Source organism: Actinoallomurus vinaceus, assembly GCF_039542055.1.
Lineage (GTDB): Bacteria > Actinomycetota > Actinomycetes > Streptosporangiales > Streptosporangiaceae > Actinoallomurus > Actinoallomurus vinaceus.
Genome location: NZ_BAABHK010000002.1, coordinates 525,924 through 547,957, shown reverse-complemented (window position 1 = coordinate 547,957; position 22,034 = coordinate 525,924). Strand labels below are relative to the sequence as shown.

General features: G+C 70.5%; 1 protein-coding gene (only partly in view). It reads left to right on the top strand.

This entire window lies inside a single protein-coding gene on the top strand: locus ABEA24_RS08380, encoding a WXG100-like domain-containing protein (protein WP_345430097.1). The 57,432-nt coding sequence extends 12,293 nt beyond the window's left edge and 23,105 nt beyond its right edge, so the window shows coding positions 12,294-34,327 — codons 4,098 (partial) to 11,443 (partial); the first complete codon in view begins at position 2. Both codon boundaries (start and stop) fall beyond the window edges.

Below are 22,034 nucleotides of genomic sequence, written 5' to 3'. Positions count from 1 at the left end.
TCGCCCCGCCCCCGAGGTGCGGGCCCCGGAACCGGTGGCCGTGCGGGAGGCGAGGCGCCTGGCGGCGCTGTCACCGGACGACCGGTACGCGGATCTGGCCGTCATGACTCCGGAGCAGCGGGACGGCCTGGCGCGCGACCCGGTCTTCGTACACCGGATGCGTGACTCGTTGCACCCGGCGCACTTCGCGGCCATGGTGGCGCAGCTGATCACCCGCGTACCGCCGGGTGTGGAGCGACACGCGATGGCTCGGCAGACGCTGCACAAGATCATCACGCGGATGCTCAGCCACAACCCGGCTCTCGCGGAGCGGGTGATCAACAAGGGCAGAAAGGCAGTGATCATCCCGCGCACCGCGGAACTCACTTCTCTGCCCGAATTCCGGCAGTACGAGGGGCGGAACACCGCGGACGGCAGGCCGTGGAGCAAAGTCCGCGGGGTATATGACCGCGGCGTCGTCGCGCTCGCGGAGGAGAACATCCTCGGCGAGACGGGCCTGGTGGGCGCCACCTACAGCAGCGGATACTCCTCCGTGACGCATGAGGTCGCGCACCTTGTGCACGACCTGCTCGATGACACGGACAAACAGCTCATCACGCGGCGTTTCAGGACGAAGCTGCAGGCCGGATCGGCCGTGCAGTGGCCGGACGGCGCCTTCTCGAATCCGAACCGGCCCGGCCGCAAGAACTACTCGGCGCAGGACGAGCGTGAGTACTGGGCTCAGCTGACCAACGTCTACCTGGGAACGAACGCCGGCCTCGACCTCTACACCGGCCTACCGCGCCACAACACGCTCAAATACATCATCGAGCATGAATCGTCGATGCTCGATCTGCTTCAGCGGCTCTATGGGCCGCCCGGAGACGTCGAGGGAGCCAACCCCGTCCGTCAGACCCACGCTGAGGAACTGAGGGACATGGGTTACCGGATGTTCCTGGTGAACCTCCGAGGCCTCAGGCGAGCCGCCCTCACCGGGCAGGCACAGGGGACCCAGCGGCCCTCCCCGGCCGGCGCGCAGGTCGGTGCCGATCCCGAGCGGACGATGGCTCTGATCCGTAACGATGTCCCCATCGTCGTCGGCGAGTTCGATCCCGCGACGCGAACGATCTCCTTCCCCCGGAATCCCCACGATCCGTCCTCGGTCGCGTACCCGCACGACCCGGAGCAGACGGCGCGCTGGATCACCCGCCACCACACCCTGACCGGCAAACCGGCCATGGTGATGGCGACCCGGCAGGAGGCCGGCCCGCCCTCGGTGGGGCCCGGCACGCCCGGCCCGGCGGGGGAGCCCTCCTACGCCGACGCTCTCGCCGCACACCTCGGCGGGCCGGTGGTCGTCGTCGACCCCTTCACGGGGGCGCAGACCGAGCACCTGCCCGCCGCCGACGGACAGGTTCCCGTCCCACACGGCGCACCGGCGGGCCTGCGGACGGCCGGCGACGGTGCGGAACTCGGGGAACCGCCGGCGAGCGACGAGCCTGACGTCCACGACGTTCCTCCGGTCCCGTCGGAGCATCAGCACGAGCCGGACGAGGAGGTGACGGCCGCCGTTCCTCCTGCCGACGCCGGTGCGGTGGGCGGATCGGTGGCGCTGCCGGGTATGGCGGCACGTCTGGTGGCGATGTCACCGGAGCAACGGGCGTCGGAACTGCAGTCCATGTCGGATGAGGACCGCGCGGCGCTTGCGCGGGACGAGGAGTTCGTGGGCGCGCTGCGTACGGGCCTGCGCGCGTGGCCGGAGGCGTGGCCGGACGTGGAGACGTCCGCGTCGGCCGCGGAGGGATTCGCCGCGGCCGCGGAGCAGTTCGCCGCGGTCGCCGCGCAGTTGCTGATCAAGCTCCCCGCGGAGGTGGAGCAGCCGGTGACCGCCCGGTCGGTCCTGCAGGGGCTTCTGACGCGGATGCTGCTCAATCCGGATGTCGCCGAGCAGGTGGTGACCAGCGGCGCGCGGGTATGGGTGATCCCGCGGAGCGTGCCCATGACCGCTCTGCCGCCCTGGAAACACCTGGCGAACAACTACATCCGCGGGCGCGGGCCCTGGCGAGAGGTCCGGGGTGCCTCCAACATCAGCACCGGGATGACCGGGGTGGCGGAGGAGAACCTCCTCGGGGAGAAGGCCCTCGTCGGTAAACCCCAGCCGGAGGGCTATTCGTCGGCGGTGCACGAGATCGCCCACCTCATCCACAACGTCGGGTTGACGGATCAGGACCGGGACGTCATCGACGACTCGTACTCGAAGAGATGGCGTGCCACGAAGTTCGGCCTTCCGATGCCGTGGCCGGACGGGCACGGCCTGAGCCACTACTCGGCCACGGACGAGCAGGAGTATTTCGCGCAGGCGGTGAACGTCTACCTGCAGACGAACGCCGGGAATGACAAGGAGACCGGGCAGCCGCGTAACAATGTCGCGAGCTGGGTCGCGGCGAACGCGAAGCCGCTGCTGCCCATCATGGAGAAGGTCTTCGGTAAGAACCCGACCGGCTTCGAGGGGACGAACCCCCGCACGAGGACCGCGCAGGACAACGCGGCCTACAGGGCGTTCCACGACCTGTTCGAGCTGGCCGACCCGGGCGCGCGGCTGGCACGGATGGCACCGGAGGAACGCGCGGTGGCACTGCGGTCGATGTCCAACGCCGAACGCACCGCGCTGGCCAAGGACCAAGAGATCGTCGCGACCCTGCGCGACAGGCTCCCGGCGGAGGAGTTCGCGTCGGTCTCCGCGCACCTGCTGATCCAGATGCCCGAGGACATTCGGCAGCCGGCGACGCCGCTCCAGAACGTACAGGCGGCCTTCACCAGGATGTTCTTCACGTCCAAGGTCGTCGAGCAGCCGGGGATGGACGCGGCCCGCGACCGGCTGCAGGCGATCCTGAGCCGGATGCTGGTCAATCCGGACGTGGCCGAGCGGGTGCTGACCGGCGGCATGCGGGTGTGGATCATCCCGCGGGACGTGCCGCTGACCTCCCTGCCCGACTGGCGCTATCTCGCCGGGAAGGCCGACTTCGACACCGCCCGGAGTGCCTTCAGCACGGTCAAGGGAATGACCGCCGTGGCGGAGGAGCACCTCCTGGGCCAGGATCCGCCGGCGGACGGCGCCCCCGGGCAGCTCCACAGTGACTCCCCGGTCGTCCACCGGCTCGCACGTCTCGTCCTGACCGGCGGACTGACGGACGCGCAGAAGCAGCAGGTCACCGCCCGGTTCGAGCGCAAGCTGGCTCTGGAACGACGCGGGGTCGCCGTGGTCTGGCCTCCCGGCTACGAGCACCCCAATCCCACCACTGGTGGCCGGTGGCGCTCCCTCGCCCCGGACCCCCGTGGTTACTGGGCCCACCTCGTCGACGGCTATCTTGCCGCGACCCTTTCCCCCGCGGATCGGACCGACGTGCCGCAGGAGGATCTCCTGGCCGAGGTGTGGGAGTCCGCTGGTCCGCTGGCCCCCCTCCTGAGGGAGATCTTCGGACCGCCCACTCCCCGGCAGACCGGCGGGTCCGGCGAGGGGACGCAGGTCACCGCGCGGCCTTCGCACGGTTCTCCGCCGGAGGCCGCCGCGCCGGAGCCGGCCGACGAATGGGACGGCGTCACCGCCCTCGCCCCGCCGGAATCATCCGAGGTCGCCCCGCTCGCGGGTTCGAAGCGGCGTGCCGGCCTCGACGATCTGGACCGGCCCGCCAAACGCCCGGTGCTCGACCCCATGGATGTGGACGGGACCGCGTTCGAGGCCGGACGCGGCATTCAGGCGAACGACGCCTTCCGCGCGATCGCCGGCAGGCCGTCGATGATGACGGCCGAGGAGTATCAGAGCTTCCTGCGGCGGATGGTCGCGAGCCGGCGCCCGGTCTCGTACGTCGTCAACATGATCATGCGGGCATCGGACGTCCGCAGGATCCCGGACGTCATCGACGCGGTGCTGCGGGGCTACACCGGGGAGCCCGGACGCGTCGCGTTCGTTTTCGGCGCCAACCAGCAGGGTGACCCGGAGGCCGGCCTGCCGCAGGAAGTCAGGCGCGAGATCGAGCTGGTGCTCGGCCGGGTCGATCACCCGGTCGCCGTCATGGAGATCGCGTTCAGCGGTGAGTTCAAGCCGGGTTCGATGCGCAACGTGGTGCTGCACGGGGCCGCGACCCGGGCTGCGGTGGCCGGGCTCGTCGAGACGGGGACCTTCCCGTACATCTCCGTCCAGGACTTCGACACCGGCGGACGGCTGGTGCCCTCCGGGATGCACGTCTTCCAGCACTTCGCCGACGAACTCGAGACCTACGATCCCTTCGCCGACGCGATCCAGGCGCCCTCCGGCCGGCCCATGCGCCCGCTGCTGATGGCCGGTGGTTATCGCGTCGACCCGGAGGCCGAGGTCCAGCCCGGCCTGCGTGAGGCCATCGAGGAGGACATGCAGGCGCGGGACCGGCAGACGGCCGTCGGCCCGCTCTTCCCGTACACGCCCGAGCCGAATCTGTTCATCGACGGCACGCTCCTGCTGAAACAGGACCACGGTGTGGAGTTCGGCGACGGCGGCGCCGAGTTCGGCAGGCTCGCCGAGACACTGAACGCCGCCTACGCGGCGGAGCTGTCCCTGTACCACGGCTCGGCCGGGGAGGACGCGTTCTCGGACACCGAGTCCGAGGACGGCTTGTCCGATGACGGCTCGATCGCGGTCACCGAGTCCGAGGCGGCGCGGCAGGAGGCCGCCCGGATCGAGCTCGCGCGGATCGGAGAGGACGACCCGGCGGAGGTCGCACGGACTTTCGGTGCGAACAACGCTCATCCGGTGCGCGGGCAGGCCTACCTCACCGACTTCGCCGAGGGCGCGACCATCACCGAGCTGGACCGCTTCGACGAGGCCTACACCGGCTCGCGCGGATCCTTGCCGCAGACCCACGCCACGCCCGCGAACTGGCGCAACCAGTTCTACCGGCCGCCGCGGTCGGTGCAGAGCGGCACCTCGTTCGGCAACTACCGGGACGGTCTTCAGACGCGCTACCTGAACCTGGGCCCGGGCGATCAGGGGGACGACCCGCTCGGCATCCAGCGGGGCGAAGACGAGCAACCGGGCGGAAAGCAGCGGTGGTTGCCGGCCGGCCGGCTCGACCGAAAGTACATCAACGCCGCGGGCAAGCTGAACCTGCGGCTGTCGGCGCCGTTGAGCGGTGAGGCGGCGGGCGGCCCTGGTCCTGCGCGCAGGACGTCGGCGGGCGTTCAGCCCGACGAGGCGGTGCTGGCCGCCCACACGGCGGCGGCGTCGGACACGGTGACGTCGCTGTTGCGGAACCTGGTCGTGTTGAAGCGCGATGTGCTGGACCGGAATCCACCTCCGGTGGCCGAGGGGACCCTGTTCCACGCGGTGAGCCGGGTCGCCGGTCGGGGAGACGCCGGGGCGCTCCGCACTGGGGCACTGGAGGCCGCTCACGGGGCGGTGGCGGCCACCGCCGGTTCGTCGCGGATGGACGAGCAGCCGGTCGTGTCGCAGACGGTGCGGCAGCCCTTCGGCCAGGGCGACTTCGTCAACGCCTTCGTCCAGCACCAGGTGGTGAGGCACCTTCCGGTGCCCGACAGCGGGCGCCGACCGGGGGACAGGTCGGTCGAGCATCGGGAGAACCGGCGCGCGGACAACGCCCGTGACCTGGCAGGACGGGGCCTCGCGACGTACCTGGGCCAGACCGTGGTGATCCACCCGATCAGGGCGGACGGCCGCGAACCGATCCGGCTCACACCGTTCCGGGACAGGGACGACGGGACCATCGAGATCGATCTCCACGTGATCGACGGCCGACAGGTCTTCACCCCGCACGGGGCACCGGTGCCACGGAGCCTCGCGCCGGCCCGGCCGGCCGACGCGATCACGAATCCCCACGGCGACGTGGTGATGCCCGACGCGACGACGGATCCTCATGGCGACGTGGCGATGCCCGACGCGATAACGCTCGGGAGGTCGACGGGCGGCCTTCGCGGTGGGTCGCGGGACGACGGGGTGGATCCGTTGGCGGCGGGCCGGCCGATCGGCGGGGAGCTGACCGTCGGGACGCGTCGTTTCGGCGGCCTCAGGGTGGTGCCGGCCGATCAGGTAGCGGCGGCGGAGGGCAAGGCGGCGGAGCAGTGGCACCGCTACTCGCGCGTGCTGCGCGGCGCCGGGCCCGGGCGCGGGTCGACCTCGACGCCGCTGACCTACGAGGTCAGCGACACCGGCCGGATCGCGCTGCGTCTACCCGACGGCCGGCCGCTGACGCTCGCCCCGGAGGGATGGAGGCGGTTCGGCGATGACTTCTTCCACGAGCCGACGGGTGCCCTCCTGCGCGGTGACAGTGGCTGGATCGGCCGGGCCGCCAATGCCGAGCAGCTGCGGAACGTCCCGCGTGCGCCGGGGGAGGCCGTGCCGTACTCCCTCGTCGGGAGACCGTCGGGTCTCTACCTGCGCCGGGTCGGGGCCGAGAGCGAACCGGCCGTCCACATCCCGCTGTCCGATCACGCTCCGGAGTCCACCGCCGAGTCGATCGCCCGGCTGACCGACACTTCGCCGCTGCCCGACCCGTTCGAGCTGGCGGAAAGCCTGGTCGCCATGATGCCTGAGGACCGGGCGTCGGCGTTGCGGCTCATGGAGCGCGAGCGCGCGACGCTGCTGTACGACGGGAGTTCCGAGGGCTTCCTGTGGAAGGTGCGGTTCACGGGACGGCTGCGTTCGAGCCTGCCGGCGCGAGAGTTCGCGGCGGTGGCGGCGCAGCTGATGATCGAGGTGCCGGAGGACACCGAGCGTCCGGATGAGGCACGGCAACGGTTGCAGGACATCCTCGCGCGGATGCTGGTGAACCCGATGGTGGCGGACCGGCTCCTGCTCGACGGCGCCCGCGTGTGGGTGATCCCGAGGGGTAAGCCGCTGACCTCCCTGGATCCCTGGAGCGATCTCGCCGGTCAGGAGAAGTTCGACAACCTCCGCGGAATCGCGAGCTTCACCACCCCCGACGTGGGGATAGCCGAGGAGAACCTCCTCGGCGAAGAATCGTTGATCGCGCCGCAACAGAACGACTATGTCGACGGTAACGGGATAAGCGTCCACGAGATCGCTCATCTCATTCATCAATACGCGCTCACCGGCAAGCAGTGGGACAGGGTCGAGGCGTGGTTCAACAAGAAGCGGGACGCGTCGCAGCGGGGAGAGGACGTTCAATGGCCGGACGGCCCCTACCGTAATCCTGAGCACGGTGATGACGGGCCGGAGAACTACTCGGCCACGAACGTCTATGAATACTTCGCCGAGCTCGTGAACACCTATATGGGGGTCAACGCCGGCGAGGATCCCCATACCCTCCTGCCCCCCAATAATGGACCGGATCATGTCAAGGTCCACGAGGGGCCGCTCTATCCGCTTCTGAAACGCCTCTTCGGAAAGCCCGCGGTTCTGGAGGGCGTGAACCCGGTCAACGCGACGCGGGCGGTGAACCACGGCTCGCGGGCGGCGCGTCTGGCGGCGATGTCGCCGTATGGCCGGGCGTCGGAACTGTGGTACATGTCGGGCGACGAGCGCGCCGCGCTGGCGTCGAGTCCGGTGTTCGTGAGCAGACTGCGGGAGGCCCTGTCCGACCGGGAGTTCGCGTCGGCCGCCGCCCGGTTGATGATCGAGGTGCCGGCGACCGTGCGGCGGCCGGCCGCCGCCCACGAGTCGCTGCAGGCCGTCTTCGCGCGGATGCTGGTGAACCCGGACGTGGCCGAGAGGCTGCTGCTCGGCGGTGCGCGCGTGTGGGTGATCCCACGGGCTCAGCGGTTGACCTCTCTGCCGCCGTTCCACGATTTCGCCGAAGACTTCGACGCGTTCCGCGCTTTCGCCGACGAGAACAGCGGAATCGCCGCCGTGGGCGAAGAGATCCTCGTCCGGGAGGACCTGCCGGGTGACGCGGACCTGGACAACGGCGAGGATGCCTCGCACGCGCTGGCGTATCTCATCTACGCGAAGGGGCTGGCCGAGGACCAGCGAGAGCACGTCGCCGCGCGGTTCACCGCCAAGCTGGCCAGACAGCGAGCGGGAGAGGAGCTGGAATGGCCCGGTGGCCGGTACCGTAACCCCGCGCATCCTGATCCGGAGATGCGTGACGCGACGACCGCGTCCGCCAGGAACGCGACCCTCTTCTTCGCCGAACTCACGAACGCCTATCTCGGCGCGAATATCGGCCACGACGCCGACACGGACCTGCTCCGCAACAACGGTTCCGAATATGTGAGGACTCACGAGGAGCCGTTCGTCGACATCTTGGAGACGCTCTACGGGGCTGAGCCGGACGCGTTGCGGGACCTGGAACCGGCCGAGGCGAGCCGGGCGGACGATGACCTCTACCGTGCCCTCTGGGGAGGCGGCGGCAGGTCCGCCGGTTTCCAGGTGCTGAGGAGCCAGGCCGAACCGCCCGTCGAGCGCGATCTCGAGTCATCGACCGACGGCGCCCAGGGTCAGGCCGTCGGGGCGAGCATGCGGGCGAGCCGGCCTGGTGGCGTGGTGCCGACGTCCCATGCCGCTCCGCCGACGTCGTCGGATGAGGCGGTGTTCGTCCACGTCCAGACGAATCGCGCGTTCGACGCGATGGTCCGGACGCCGCCGGAGATGACGGCCGAGGAGTACCAGGGATTCCTGGAGGCCATGGTCGTCCCGCAGCGGGACGTGTCGTACGTCGTCAACATGATCCTGCGGGCCTCGCAGGTGGACCGGATCCCGGACATCGTCGACGCGGTGATGCACGGCTACACCGGAGACCCGGACCGGGTCGTGTTCGTCTTCGGCGCCAACCAGCAGGGCGATCCGGAGATGGGCCTGCCGGACGAGGTCAGGGCCGACATCGCGTGGGTCCTGCGGCAGGTCGATCACCCGGTCGCCGTGGTGGGCACCGCGTTCAGGGGCTCGTTCAAGCCCGGGTCGATGCGCAATAAGGTCCTGCACTCGGCGGCGACCCGGGCGGCGGTGGCCGGGTTCGTCCAGGAGGGGACCTATCCGTACATCTCGATTCAGGACTTCGACGACGGCAGGCGGCTGACTCCGTCCGGCCGGCACGTCTTCGAGTATTTCGCCGACAAACTGCTGGTCGATGACTTCCCGGCCATGCGTCCGCTGCTCATGGCCGGTGGTTACCGGGTCGACCCGGGAATGCAGGCCGGGCCCGGGCTGCGGGAGGCCATCGAGGAGGACATGCAGACGCGTGATCGGCTGGCGGCCATCCACCCGCTGCTGCCGTACACGCCCGAGCCGAACCTGTTCATCGACGGCACCCTCCTGCTGAAGCCGGGCCGAAGCATCGAATTCGGTGATGGCGGCGCCGAATTCGGCAGGCTCGCGGAGACGCTGAACGCCGTCTACGCGGATGAACTGCTCTCGCAGTACGGCTCGGCGGAACAGGCGCAGGTCTACGGTGCGAACAACGCCCATCCGGTGCGCGGGCAGGTGTACGTCACCGACTTCTCCGAGGGCGCGACGATCACCGAACTGGACCGGTTCGATGAGGCGTACACCGGGTCGCGGGGCTCGCTGCCGCAGTCTCACGTGACCCTCGGGGACGTGCGGAACCAGTTCTACCGGATGCCGCGGTCCGTGCAGACCGGAACATCCTTCGGTAACTATCGGGACAGCCTCCAGAAGCGTTATATCGACCTCGGTCTGGGCCAGGGAGACGAGAACCCGTTCGGCATCCAGCAAAGCGGCGAAGGCGAGTCCAGCACCGGTCAGCGGTGGCGGCCGAGCGGCACCAAGGACCGCAAGTACATCAATGCCGCCGGGAAGCTGAACTCTCGGATCTCGGCACCCTTGGGCGACGCGGCGGGCGGCCGCGCCCGTGCTCACGCGCCGCGGCCGTCGGTGGGGGTTCAGCCCGACGAGGCGGTGCTGGCGGCGCACGCGGTGGCGGGGTCGGACACCGCGACGTCACTGCTGCAGGACATGGTGGCGCTGCAACGAGATGTGCTGGACCGGAATCCTCCGCCGGTGGGGGAGGGGACGCTCTTCGACGCGGTGAGCCGCGCGGTCGGTGAGGATTCCGCGGTGCTGCGCGCGGGTGCGCTGCGGGCGGCGCATCAGGTGCTGGCGGGGACCGTGGGCTCCTCGCGGATGGACCAGCAGCCCGTGGTCTCCCAGGCGGTTCGGCGGCCCTTCAGCCGGGGCGATTTCGTCAACGCGTTCGTCCAGTACCGCCCGGTGAGGCACCTGCGGGTGCCCGGCGCCGGCGGCCGGGGCGCGGAGAGGTCGGCCGAGTACCGGGAGAACCGGCGCGCGGACAACGCGCAGGACCTGGCGGGGCGGGCCCTCGCCACCTACCTCCGTCAGGACGTCGTCATCCACCTGCCGGGCGACGCCGCCGGGCAGGTCGTTCACCTGCGGCCGTTCGACGGGAACGGCCGGGGGACGGTCGAGGTCGATCTGCACGTGATCGGCCGTCGGCAGGTCTTCACTCCGCACCGCGCGCCGGTGCCGCGGGCCTTCGCACCACGGCCGGAGGAATTCGGTCCCGGCCGGCCGGAGGGAGCGGCAGCTTCGTCGCGTGACGGGTCGGTCGACCTCATCCTGCAGATCGTCGACGCGCCTCCAAGCCTGGCGCGCGGCGTTCCCGCTTGGGAGATCTTCAAGGCGACGATCGATTCCCTCCTGATCGCCGTCAAGCGTTCGCCCGAGCGGACCGGCGACGCCGGTGACGCACTGAAGCGGCTCAGCGACCGGATCTACAACGAGGACTTCCTCGGCGAACGGCTGACGCACGCCGAGATCAAGGCGTTCCTCTTCGGGAACACCGAGCGGTTCGCACAGATCCTTCCGGGTGGGCCGGTCGCCCCCGTCCTGATGTACCGGATCGTCTCGCTGCTGACGATGGCCACCACCGGAGCCGACCAGGCGGACGCCAACGAGTGGGCCACCGGCATCCTCGCCCAGGTCGCCGAGCGGGACACCCGGCCGGCCGGCACCGACACCGTACGGGGCGGCGACCTTTCGGACCTCGCGGACGCCGCGACAACGGCGGATCCCCACGGCGACACGCGGATGACCGACCTACCGGCTTCGCCGGCGGCCGAGGAGCGATCGTCGATGGCCCCCGGGACCCTGCCGGCGGCGGATCCGGGACACGCCCCAGGTGCCGCGAGCACCGCGCCGACGGCCCCCTGGGACATGGTGACGCGCCTGGCGGCGATGTCGCCCGACGACCGGGTGTCGGAGTGGGAGTCCCTGCCCGCGCACGATCGCGTACGGCTCATGTTCGACCGGAGCCCCGCGGGCCGCCTCGTGAGCCGGGCCTTCGTGACCGGGCTGCGTCGTGAACTGCCGGTGCGGGAGTTCCTGGATCTGGCTCCGCACCTGTTGCTGGAGGTGCCGGCGGGCGTCAGGCGGCCGGCGGCGACGCGTCAGGATCTGCAGGGCATCTTCGCGCGAGTGCTCGTGAAACCGGTCGTGGCCGAACGCCTGCTGCTCGCCGGTCCGCGCGTGTGGGTGATCCCGAGGGATGAGCCGCTCACCTCTCTGGAGCCGTGGCGCCATCTCGCCGGCGCCGGCGCCGGTGACTGGGACACGGCCCGGACCCACATCGAGGTCCACGGTGACCCGGTGATGGTCGTAGGCGAGGAGATAGTCCTCGATCCGGACGGCCTCTCGGTGGTCATCAACCAGATCGCCGAGCTGATGTACGACTCCGTGCTGACCGGGAGGCAGCGGGACGCGGTCGAGGACTGGTTCACCGAGAAGAGATACCTCGGGGAGGCCGTCCAGTGGCCCAACGGGCGCTACCGCAACCCGGAGCACCCCGATCCCCGGAAGCGCGATGACGTGAACCGTACTGCCGTGGACGTCCGGCAGTACTTCGTCGGGCTCGTGACCGCGCACATGAGCGCCAACGCCGGCTTGGACGCCAACACGCTCCTCCCCACCAACGACGGACCGCACTATGTGCGGGCTCACGAACGGCCGCTCTACGGGCTCATGAAGTGGCTGTTCGGAAAGGACCCCGCTCGGGCGACACTCGACCTGTTCGAGGAGGCCCCCGAGGAGAGCGAGACCTATCAGGGCCTCAGGCGGCTGTGGAATCCCGCAGCTCTGGACCATGCCGACCTGGTCGCGCGCCTGGTACGGCTGCCGGCCGATGAGCGGGCGGCGGAGCTGCGGTCCATTCCGGACGACGACCGCGTCGAGCTGAGGAGTAACGCGGCGTTCGTGGCGAAGCTGCGGAACGGTTTCACCGATCCGGAGGAGTTCGCGTCGGTCGCCGCGCAGTTGCTGATCAAGATGCCGCGAGAGGTGGAACAGCCGATCGCGGCCCGCCGTGCCCTCGTGGCGCTCATGACGCGGTTGCTCGCGGATCCGGCCATGGCCGAACGGCTGTTGCTCGGCGCCGGGCAGATCTGGGTGATCCCACGGGGCGAGCGGTTGACGTCCTTGGCCCCCTGGCGCCGGCGCGCCGGCCAGCCCATTCCCGGACGCGAGCCCTGGGACCAGCTCCGGGGCGCCCACCAGTTCGACACGGGAATGACCGCGATTCCCGAGGAGAATCTCCTTGGGGAAGAAGCCCTCATCGGCGGTACCGATCCGGACGGCTATTCCACCGCCGCCCATGAGCTCTTCCACCGGCTGCACGAGAACCTCTCCGAGGACGAGCAGCGTCTCATCGGGGAGAGGTTCCAGCGGAGGAAGAACCTTTCGGAGAGGTTCCTGAAAGCGAAGGGACCTGGTCGGGTTCCGGTCCCGTGGCCGGACGGTCCGTACACGCACCCGCAACGACCTGAGATCAAGAATTACTCGGCCCAGGACGAGTTCGAATACTTCGCGCAGCTCGGGGCCGTGGCGCTGGGGGTGAACAAGGGAGTCGACGTACGGACCGGCCTTCCGCGTAACAACGGGATGAAGTGGGTCGAGACGCACGAGAAGCCCCTGCTTCCCATCCTGAAACAGCTCATCGGGCAGCGGAGCGACCCGATCGAGGCCAACCCGGTCGGAAGGACACGGGTAGAGAACGAACTCTTCCGTGGCTACTGGGACCTATGGGCGCTGGTGAGCGAGTGGCCGGAATCCTCGTCGCCTCCGGCGAAGCGTCTGGTGGGGCTGTCGCCGGAGGAACGGGCGCGGGCGTTGCAGTCCCTGCCGGGTGACGAGCGCGCCGCGCTGGCGAAGGACCGGCGATTCGTGGGCACCCTGCGAGCGGCGCTCCGGTCGTGGGAGTTCGCGTCGGTCGCGGCGGAGTTGATGATCGAGATGCCCGAGGGCGTCGATCGGCCGGACCTGGTGCGCGGGCGGTTGCGGGCGCTCCTGACCCGGGTGTTCGTCAACCCGCTGGTGGCCGAGAAGGCCCTGCTGAGCGAGGCGCGGGTCTGGGTGATCCCACAGGGCAGGCCGCTGACCTCCCTGCCGCCCTGGCGCGATCGCGCGGGACGCGGTGACTGGGACGTCGTTCGCGGTGCCTCGAACGGTGAGTTCGACCGTGTCCCGGGGATGACCGCCGTCGCCGCGGAGGACCTCCTCGGCGGCGAATACTCCCGGGCCATGTCCCATCTCGCGAGCGTCATCAAGGTCACGGCGTTGACCAGCAAGCAGTGGTGGGACGTCGTCGAGTGGCATGGCGAGAAGCGCTTCGCGCAAACGTCGGGGCGAACCGTCGAATGGCCCCACGGTTACTCCGGGATGGTCGATTACCTCCGCGCCGATGCCGCCGACCGGGACCAGCGCGCGTACTTCGGCCGGCTGGTCGGCGCCTACCTGGGGTTGGAACCCGGAGCGGACCCTGCCACGGGTCTGCCGCGCAACACCGGCCCGGACTACGTGCGCCGGCACGAGGAACCGATGCTCCCGCTCCTGGACTGGACCTTCGGTGCTCCGGACTCCCTGAACGGCGCACCGCCGGTCGACGCCACGTCGCCGGTGGACGAGGTGACACGCGAATACCGGGAGTTCTGGGAGCACGCCGGCCGGTCGTCCACCGCACCGTCGAGCCCGGCCCACGTTCCGGCCGGCGACACCGCTGCCGCCGAATCCTCCCCGGCGCTCCACACCGTGGCACCGAATGAGGCGGCCTCGTCCGGCGATCCCACCGAGGTCGGTCACGGGAACGGGCACCGTCCGGACCATGCACTCGCGCCGCCGCCGTCGGAACCGGAGACGGCCCGCGACATGCCGGAGCCCAGGTCTTCCAGAAGGCGGGGGGCACGGCAGGGAGGACCGGTTCCGGGCCTGCAACGGCAGGGTGCGTTGCGGCAGGATCCTCGTGGCCGGGAGGTCTTCGCGCGGGACGTCCTCCGGCAGGCCGGCTTCGAGCGGGAGATCATCACCGAGCCCCTGCCGCCCGAGACCGTCGCTCGAGTGATGGGAGGCCGGCCGCCCTCGTCGCCTCTGGCCGAGCGCCTGGCGACGATGTCGGCCCAGGAACGGGAGTGGGTCCTGCAGTCCACGCCGGCCTCCGATCGGGCCGCGCTGGCGACCGACCGGGCGTTCGTCAGCACGCTCGCGCTGGCCGTGGGCCGGGAACTGACGGCGAGGGACTTCGCGTCGATCGCGGCGCAATTGCTGATCGAGGTGCCTTCGAGGGTCGAGCAGCCGCAGGCGGCGCGGCAGCGGTTGCAGGACTTCCTGGCGCGGGTGCTGATGAATCCGGAGGTGGCCCTGCGGGTGCTGGTGTCCGCCCCCGGCGCGCGGGTGTGGATCATCCCGCGGGGTGAGCGGCTGACCACCCTGCCCCACTGGCGCGATCGCGCGTCCGACACGAACATCTGGGTGCAACGGCCGGGCGGGCGGTTGACCGCCATGCCTCTCCTCAACCGCGCCGACCAGGCCCGCGGTGCGTTCGACTATCCGTCCGGGCACGTCGCCGTCTCCGAGGAGGACCTGCTCGACGAGGAGCCGCTGATCGACGGCGTCCCCGGTGGCCCGGACGGTCATCTGCTGGTCCTGAGGTACCTCTCGGTTCTCATCCTCGGGAAGGGGCTGACCCAGGAGCAGCGGGAGGAGGTCGCACGCCGGGCCGCCGAGGTGGACGCCGCCCGGCGGAACGGAGGGGCGGCGCCCTTCCAGGGCGACGGCCGTCGTCTCGGGGCGGGAGACACGAGGACCGGGGGAATCCCCGGCCTCTCGGCCGAGGACCGGCGACGTCAGCTGGCCCGGCAGGAACAGCGCTCCCGCGCGGGAGGCTCTTCCACGAACGGGGCGGTGCGCCGCGGTGCCGGATACGACAGGCCGGCGACCTTCGATGACCTCAGTGGTTCCGGTATCTCCGACCGCAGGGTAAGCGCCCAGATCGTCGACTTCTTCTCCAAGCTCGTGCGGGACTACTTCAACGCTCCGGAAGTCCTGCGGATGCGTGAACCCCGCATGGCCTGGCTTCTCGACCGGGTCTTCGGCGAGCCGCTCGTGGTCGGGCGCGCTGAGCCGGTACCGGCGACCCGCGATTCCTACCGGCCGGGCGGGTGGTCGCCGCCGGTTCGGTCCGTGCCGCTGCCGGCCGACGGGTCCGGGCCGTGGCGGACCTTCGGCTCCCCCGATCCCCAGGGGCTCCGGCGATTCGTGGGGCTGCACGTGTTCCCTCCGGCCGAATGGGCGCTCCGTGCGCCGGACTACGGCCGGTTGCGGGAGATGCCCGCGGTTCTGTGGCGCCGGTCGGAGGGGCGCCTGGAAGGTGCGCGGTTCACCCCGCCGTACCGGAATTCACAGTCGACCGCCTTCATCGCGGGGCACGGACGGAACCTCGATCCGGGTCTGGTCGGGGCGGCGGCGCGGTCCATCGCGGACCAGGGGTACTCGGACGTCGTGATCCTCGTCTGCCCTGTCGTGCGGGAGGGGGAGGACGTCGTGGGACCGCCGGTGTGGGAGACCGGTATGGTCTCGCATCGGTTCCTCACCCAGGTGGCGGTCACCCGGTCGGGGATGCACCTGGCGCCGCGGGCCGACGGCCGGCCGAGTGTCTGGCGGGTGGCCTATCCCGATGGCCGCCTGGTGGACTTCCCGGCGCAGGAGACGCTGACCTGGGACGTGCCGGCGTCGGAGTTCCCGGAGGAACGCTTCTTCAACGCGGGCAAGAAGAACGTCCACTGGGCCGACGACGAGGGCGGCAGCCTGGAGGCCCCGCGCTCCGGCCGGTCTCTGCCGAACGTGCGGTCGGCTGCGAGCCTCGCGAGGAGCGCGGCGGAGAACCGGGCTCTGCTGGACCGGGCGGCGGCGGCCCTGAGGAGGGCACAGCAGCTGAAGCAGCTGTCGCCGACCGAGCGGTTCGCGCGGCTGGAGTCGATGTCGCAGGAGGAGCGGGACGGCCTGGCGCGCGACCCGCAGTTCCTGGCCTCCTTGCGCGGCAACCTGCCCCCGGAGCAGTTCACGTCGGCGGTGGCGCAGCTCATGATCGAGACGCCGTCCGGCGTCGAGTCACCGGCGGAGGCCCGGCACGCGGCCCACAGGGTCATCACCGGGATGCTCTACCACCCGGATCTCGCCGAAAAGATGATCACCGACGGCGTCAGCGTGCTGATCATCCCGCGGGACACGCGGCTCACGTCCGTGGACGCCTTCAGCACGCTCGCCGGAGGACAGCAGAGAGCCCGGGTGGGGAAGACGCCGGTCAGGTACGACGAGGCGCGCGTACACCGGCAGGCCCGCACCATTGGGATCGGCGAGGAGCTTCTACTCGGCGCCGCGACCACGGGAGGCAGCGCCCCCCAGGACCTCGTCCGGCACTTCGGCAAAGCCATCGACGCCTATGGGCTCACCCGGCCGCAGAGGAAGCTCGTCGAGCTCGCGAACAAGGTGGCGGCGTTCTCACCGGCCGGCCGGTCCGCGTGGCTCCAGTCCATGTCCCAGGCGGATCGCGAGCTCATGGCGCGCGACCCCCACTTCCTCCGCACCCTGCGTGCCGCCTTGTCCTCGGCCCCCGAGGAGTTCGTGGCGGCGGCGGCGCATCTGATGGTGACGGTCTCCCCGGACGTGGCGGACGCCGCGACCGCTCGGCGGAACGCACATCAGGTCATGACCCGGATGCTCGCCAGGCCCGGTATGGCGGAGCGGATGGCGGTCGCGGGCGTGACCGTGGTGATCGTCGCGCGGAATCGGCCGCTCACTTCCCTGCCCCAGTTCAGGGCGTTCGCCGGGCGGAAGAAGGGGGACAGGCCATACGAGCAGGTACGCGCCGACCTCTACGGCCGCACCATCGGGATCGGCGAGGAGTGGCTTCCCACCGGCGCGGCGGAGGGAAGCGGCGACACCTCTGTCACCGGTCCCCTCGCCAGGTACCTCAAGCGAGCCATCGACGCCTACGGGCTGCCTCAGGCGGACGTGCGGCGGCCGGCCACCGCGCGTCCGGCCGCCGGCCTCGCCCCATCGACCGACCGGAGCTCCGCCCGGCTCTCCGCCCCCGACCCGGTGACGGCCGTGCGGCCCGCTACCGGCGGCGACGTCGAGATGGCGGAGGCTCCTCCGGGCGACGTCGAGATGACCGACGCTCCCTCACTGGAGGGCGCCAACCTCGCCCCCGCCCGCACACCGGCTTCGCCGGCCGGCGCGCCGCGTGCCGAAGCCGCCGGCTCCGAATCCTCGGCGTCCTCGCACTCGCAGGGTTGGAAGCGGCTGAGGGGCAGATTCCGGAACCTGGCGTCTTCGCTCGCCCGGCAGACGGTGCCCGTGCAGGCGGCCAGGGGACTGGCGGCGGTGCCGCCGGCCGTCCGGTTCGAGATGCTGGCGGAACTGCCGCCGGACATTCGAGGCTGGTGGGCCCGGAATTCGGAGTTCGTCGAGGCACTGCGCCGCTCCCTGCCCCAGGACGAGCCGGAGCTCTTCGCGTCCGTGGTGGCGCAGTTGATGATCGAGGTGCCGCCGGGTGTCGAGCGGCCCGCGATGGCCCGGCAGGCGCTGCACCACATCATCACCCGGATGCTCCGCCACAATCCGAAAGTGGCGGAGAAAGTGCTCACGGAGCAGAACGGAAGGGCGGTGATAGTCCCGCGGAACGAGTCGATAACGTCCTTGGACGACTTCAGGGATTACGCCGGGACTCGTCTCAAGGGCAAGCCTCTCGAGTATCACCGCGCGTTGGAGGTCGACGGTCTCGTCACGATGCCTGAGGAGAACATCCTCGGTGAGATCAGCGCGTTCTCTTCGCTCTACAACGTGTACTACTCCACCGTCACCCACGAACTCGCGCACGTCATCCACAAGGCGCTCGGTGACAAGGACAAGCAGCGCATCACCCGGAACTTCGCGGCCAAGAAGAAGGCCGGGGCCGGCGTTCAATGGCCGGACGGGCCGCTGACCAATCCGAACAAGCCGGGCAGCCTGAACTACTCGGCGATGGACGAGAAGGAGTACTTCGCCCAGCTGACGAACGCCTGGCTGGGGACGAACGGGGGGGTCGGGGCCGAGACCCTCCTGCCACGTAACAACGGCCCCGAATGGGTGCGTGCCCACGAGTCGACGGAGATGGTCGAACTCCTGGAGAGGCTCTACGGGCCGGGTGGAGGCCTGGACAAGGCCAATCCCATCTTGCGGACCTACGCGGAGGAGCGGAGTTACCGATCCCTTCGGGAGTTCATGGGGGAGTCCGGAGGTGAGCGACCTCGGGCTCCGGGTGCCGTGGCCACCCCGATCGTGACCGGAGAATTCGATCCCAGCACCGGGACCGTCTCGTTCGCCGGGTACGCCCGCGATCCGCGGCAGACGGCGCGCTGGATCGCACGGAACTTCGCCGACACGGGCTCTGATCACGTGATGCTGATGGCGCGCGGCGCCGGGACGCCCACCGCGGCCGGCACCCCCTCCTTCGCCGACCGGCTCGCCGCCCACGTCGACCGCCGGGTCATCGTGGTCGACCCGTACACCGGAGCCCAGACGGAGCACCGGCCGCCCTCGAAAGCCGCCGCGGCGCCGCCTTCCGGAACGTCGTTCGACGCGCACACGTCCACGGTGCGAGCCGGAGACACGACTCTCGGCGGGAACCCGGTGCTCACGGCACCGGGTCGGTTGGCCGCCGAGCCGAGCGCGAAGCGCGTCCGCTGGGCCGATGACGAGGGCGGCGACCTGGTGACGGAGGAGATCGCTCCGGTCGAACCACGGGAGACGCTGATCGTCCGTGGAACCTACGACCACGGCGACTTCACGCTGTTCTTCGAAGGAGGCCCGAGGACCCCCGAGGGGATCGCACGCTGGATCGGCAAGAACACGGCTCACGAGCCGGGTGATCCGCTGCTGCTCTCGGTACACGGAACGGCGACGCCGAGGCCCGACGGCGGCCCGTCGTTCGCCGACGAGCTCGCAGTCCGGCTGCGTGGCCCGGTCCTCACCCCCGAGACGGAGGACGTGTCGGCCGACCGCTGGATCGTTCACCAGCCGGGCGACGCGGCGTCGACATCGTCTGAGGCGCCGGAGACGGAAACGGCACCCGAAACGGTGCCCGTTTCCGTACAGGACGGTTCCGAGCCGGTCGGGTTCGAGCAGGCCGGGTTCGAGCAGGCCGATGTCGAGCAGGAGGACGGCGGTGAGTGGCCGCCCGCCGTCCAGCAGGCTCCGTGGTACATCGAGACGGACGCGCTGGGAGAGGCGACGTTCACCGGCGTCGACCCGTGGTCGGCCGACCAGGTCCAGTTCTGGGCGCACCACGTCGGCAGTGTCGCCAGGCACGCGGACGACAGCCCGAAGCTGGGCGCGGCGATCCAGCAAGGGCTGCGGGACCTGCTCCGGACCGATGACCCCGAGGATTGGCGGCTCCTCTTCCAGAAGGGGCACCTGTTCGTCGCCGACGGCCGTCTCGTCTGGCTCCGGCCCGTCCTGCGCGACGTGACCCTGGGGACGCAGCCGAGCGGCGGCGTACGGGAGTTCGCGGTGTCCTTCGCCTCGCTGTCGTCGGGCGGGAAGACGGCCCGCGAGGTGTCCACGGGTCTCGACGGGATGCTGCTGACCTTCATCAGCCTGGGCACGGCGGTGGCATCGGTGTTCATCCCCGGTGTGCCGATGATCGGTGCGGGCTCGGCCCACGCGCGAGAGGTGGAGCGGGAGCGGCAGCTCATCGCCGGCCGGAAGCTCTACGTGGCCGAGAACACCCGCTTCCGCGGCGGCATGGCGGTCCGGGTGTTCGTGGACGGAGAGGAACGTCCGAACGACGTGGTGCTGCCCGCGCGCTTCGACGTCGACTTCCCCGAGCCCTTCACGGTCACGGACGCCCCGCGTCCCGACCGTACGGCGCCCAGGACCGGTGGAGGACGGACGGGGCAGCGCCCGTCCCAGGCCACCGAAGTGATCAACGCGGTCGACACGATCCCGGCCGTGTCGGCGCTGCAGCGCCGGCTCCTCGGAGCGCAGATGCCCGCCAAGTCCGTGCATCAGGTGATGACCGAGGTTCTGGAGCACCTCACCGAGTCGTCGGCCCGCAACCGCAGCCGGCTGTTGCTGAGCAGTGGCATCCCGACGAAGCAGCTCCGCGTGAAGATGGCGAAGGGCTTCTTCAAGGGGCACTTGTCGATCGGCGCGCGGATCGGCAGCCTCCAGTACGTCGGCGACAGCGACGTGGCCGTACGGTTCGACACCGGTGCGGGCCTGTCGATCAAGCCGGGCCGGCTCGCGGAGAGCAAGGCGTTCATCGGCTTCGACCTCAGCTTCGCCGGACTGGCCGACCCGAGCCACCACGACGACGGCGAGAAGGGCTTCGTCCACGGGCCCGCGGTCGCGTTCGGCTTCTCACGCGGTACCGGGTACGGCGCCACCGAGCAGGCCCTCGGCCACACCGTCCTGAACACGACGGGCCCGCAGTCCCGCTACCGGTCGGGGCTGGAGCTCACCGTGGACGTCCGGTCGACCACCCACGACCTCGAGCCGGTCAGCACCGTGGTCGAGTCGGAGGTCAGCGTCGCCCAGCGGGACGCCGCCGACTTCGAGCAGCGGCTGACCGGCGCCGTTCAGACGCCGGAACTGCGTCCGCAGCCTGCGCAGGACGGGACCGAGATCTCGCCGTTGGCGCAGGACGGCGTCCACACCCCGACGGTGGCGCAGGAGGACGTCCACACCTCAACTGTGGCGCAGGACCGCGCGGGACAGGACACGGCGGCGCCGGCGTCGGCGCGGCCGAACGTCGGTGTGCTCGAGCCGCCGCGGACCGGTCTGCCGCCGCGGTCCGCGTACGTCCGGCCGAAGCGGCTGGGCCGCACGATGAAGGTCGATCCGAGCCACCTCGAGCCGCTGGCGCTCGCGGCGCGCAAGGGCATCGGTTTCGGGATGGGCGTCACCCTGCCCGGCTCGGAACTGGTCCACGAGCAGTTGCGGGCGGTCCTCGCCAAGCTGCACCACGACTCACTGTCGGAGCGGCAGCGGAAGCAGAAGCCGGACTGGTCCAACGTCGACCTGGAGATGGCCACCTGGTACAGCCGGCCGGCGCTGGAGTCCGATCTCAACCCGCTGATCGCCGGGATCGAGCACACGGTGACGCTCGGCGGCCGGAAGTACGTGCTCAGGGCCAAGGCCTACCTGATGGAGCGGCTGAACCGGGACGGCGTCTACAAGATGACCGTCAATGGCCGGGCGCTGATGGCGGCCTCGGCGGCCGGGCACCGCAAGACCGAGCTCGGTGTGAGGGTCGCGGCCGGTGCGGGTCTGCGGGTCAGGGCGTTCGACTGGCTGCGGGTCGCGATCGGCGCCGGTGGCGTGCGCGGCGGCTACGCCTACACCCCCAAGAAGGACTTCTCCGGGGGCGCCAAGTCCTACCGCCGTACCGAGACCACCGAGAACGTCGACGAGCACAACTACAACGTCATCTACGAGCTGTCCGTGCGGGCGGTCGGCGGTCACGCCGAGCCCTGGTTCATCGACCGGCCGAACGATGTGACCGCGCGGGTCGTGGTGCCGCACGAGCACCGGCCCGCCGTGCCGCTGACCCTGGAGCAGATCCGGGCGGCCGGCCGGGCCACCGCGATCCGGTACTGGCCGCAGGAGCCCAAGGCCGACTTCTGGGCCGGCGGGACGTCCGGGCTGTACCCGTCCTTCTTCGTCATCCCGCACCTTCCCCGTCTCGCGGCCAGGATGTACGCGAGGGCGAACGGCCTGCCGGACGACTGGCTCGCCGATGAGGCCAACTGGCCCCTCGAGC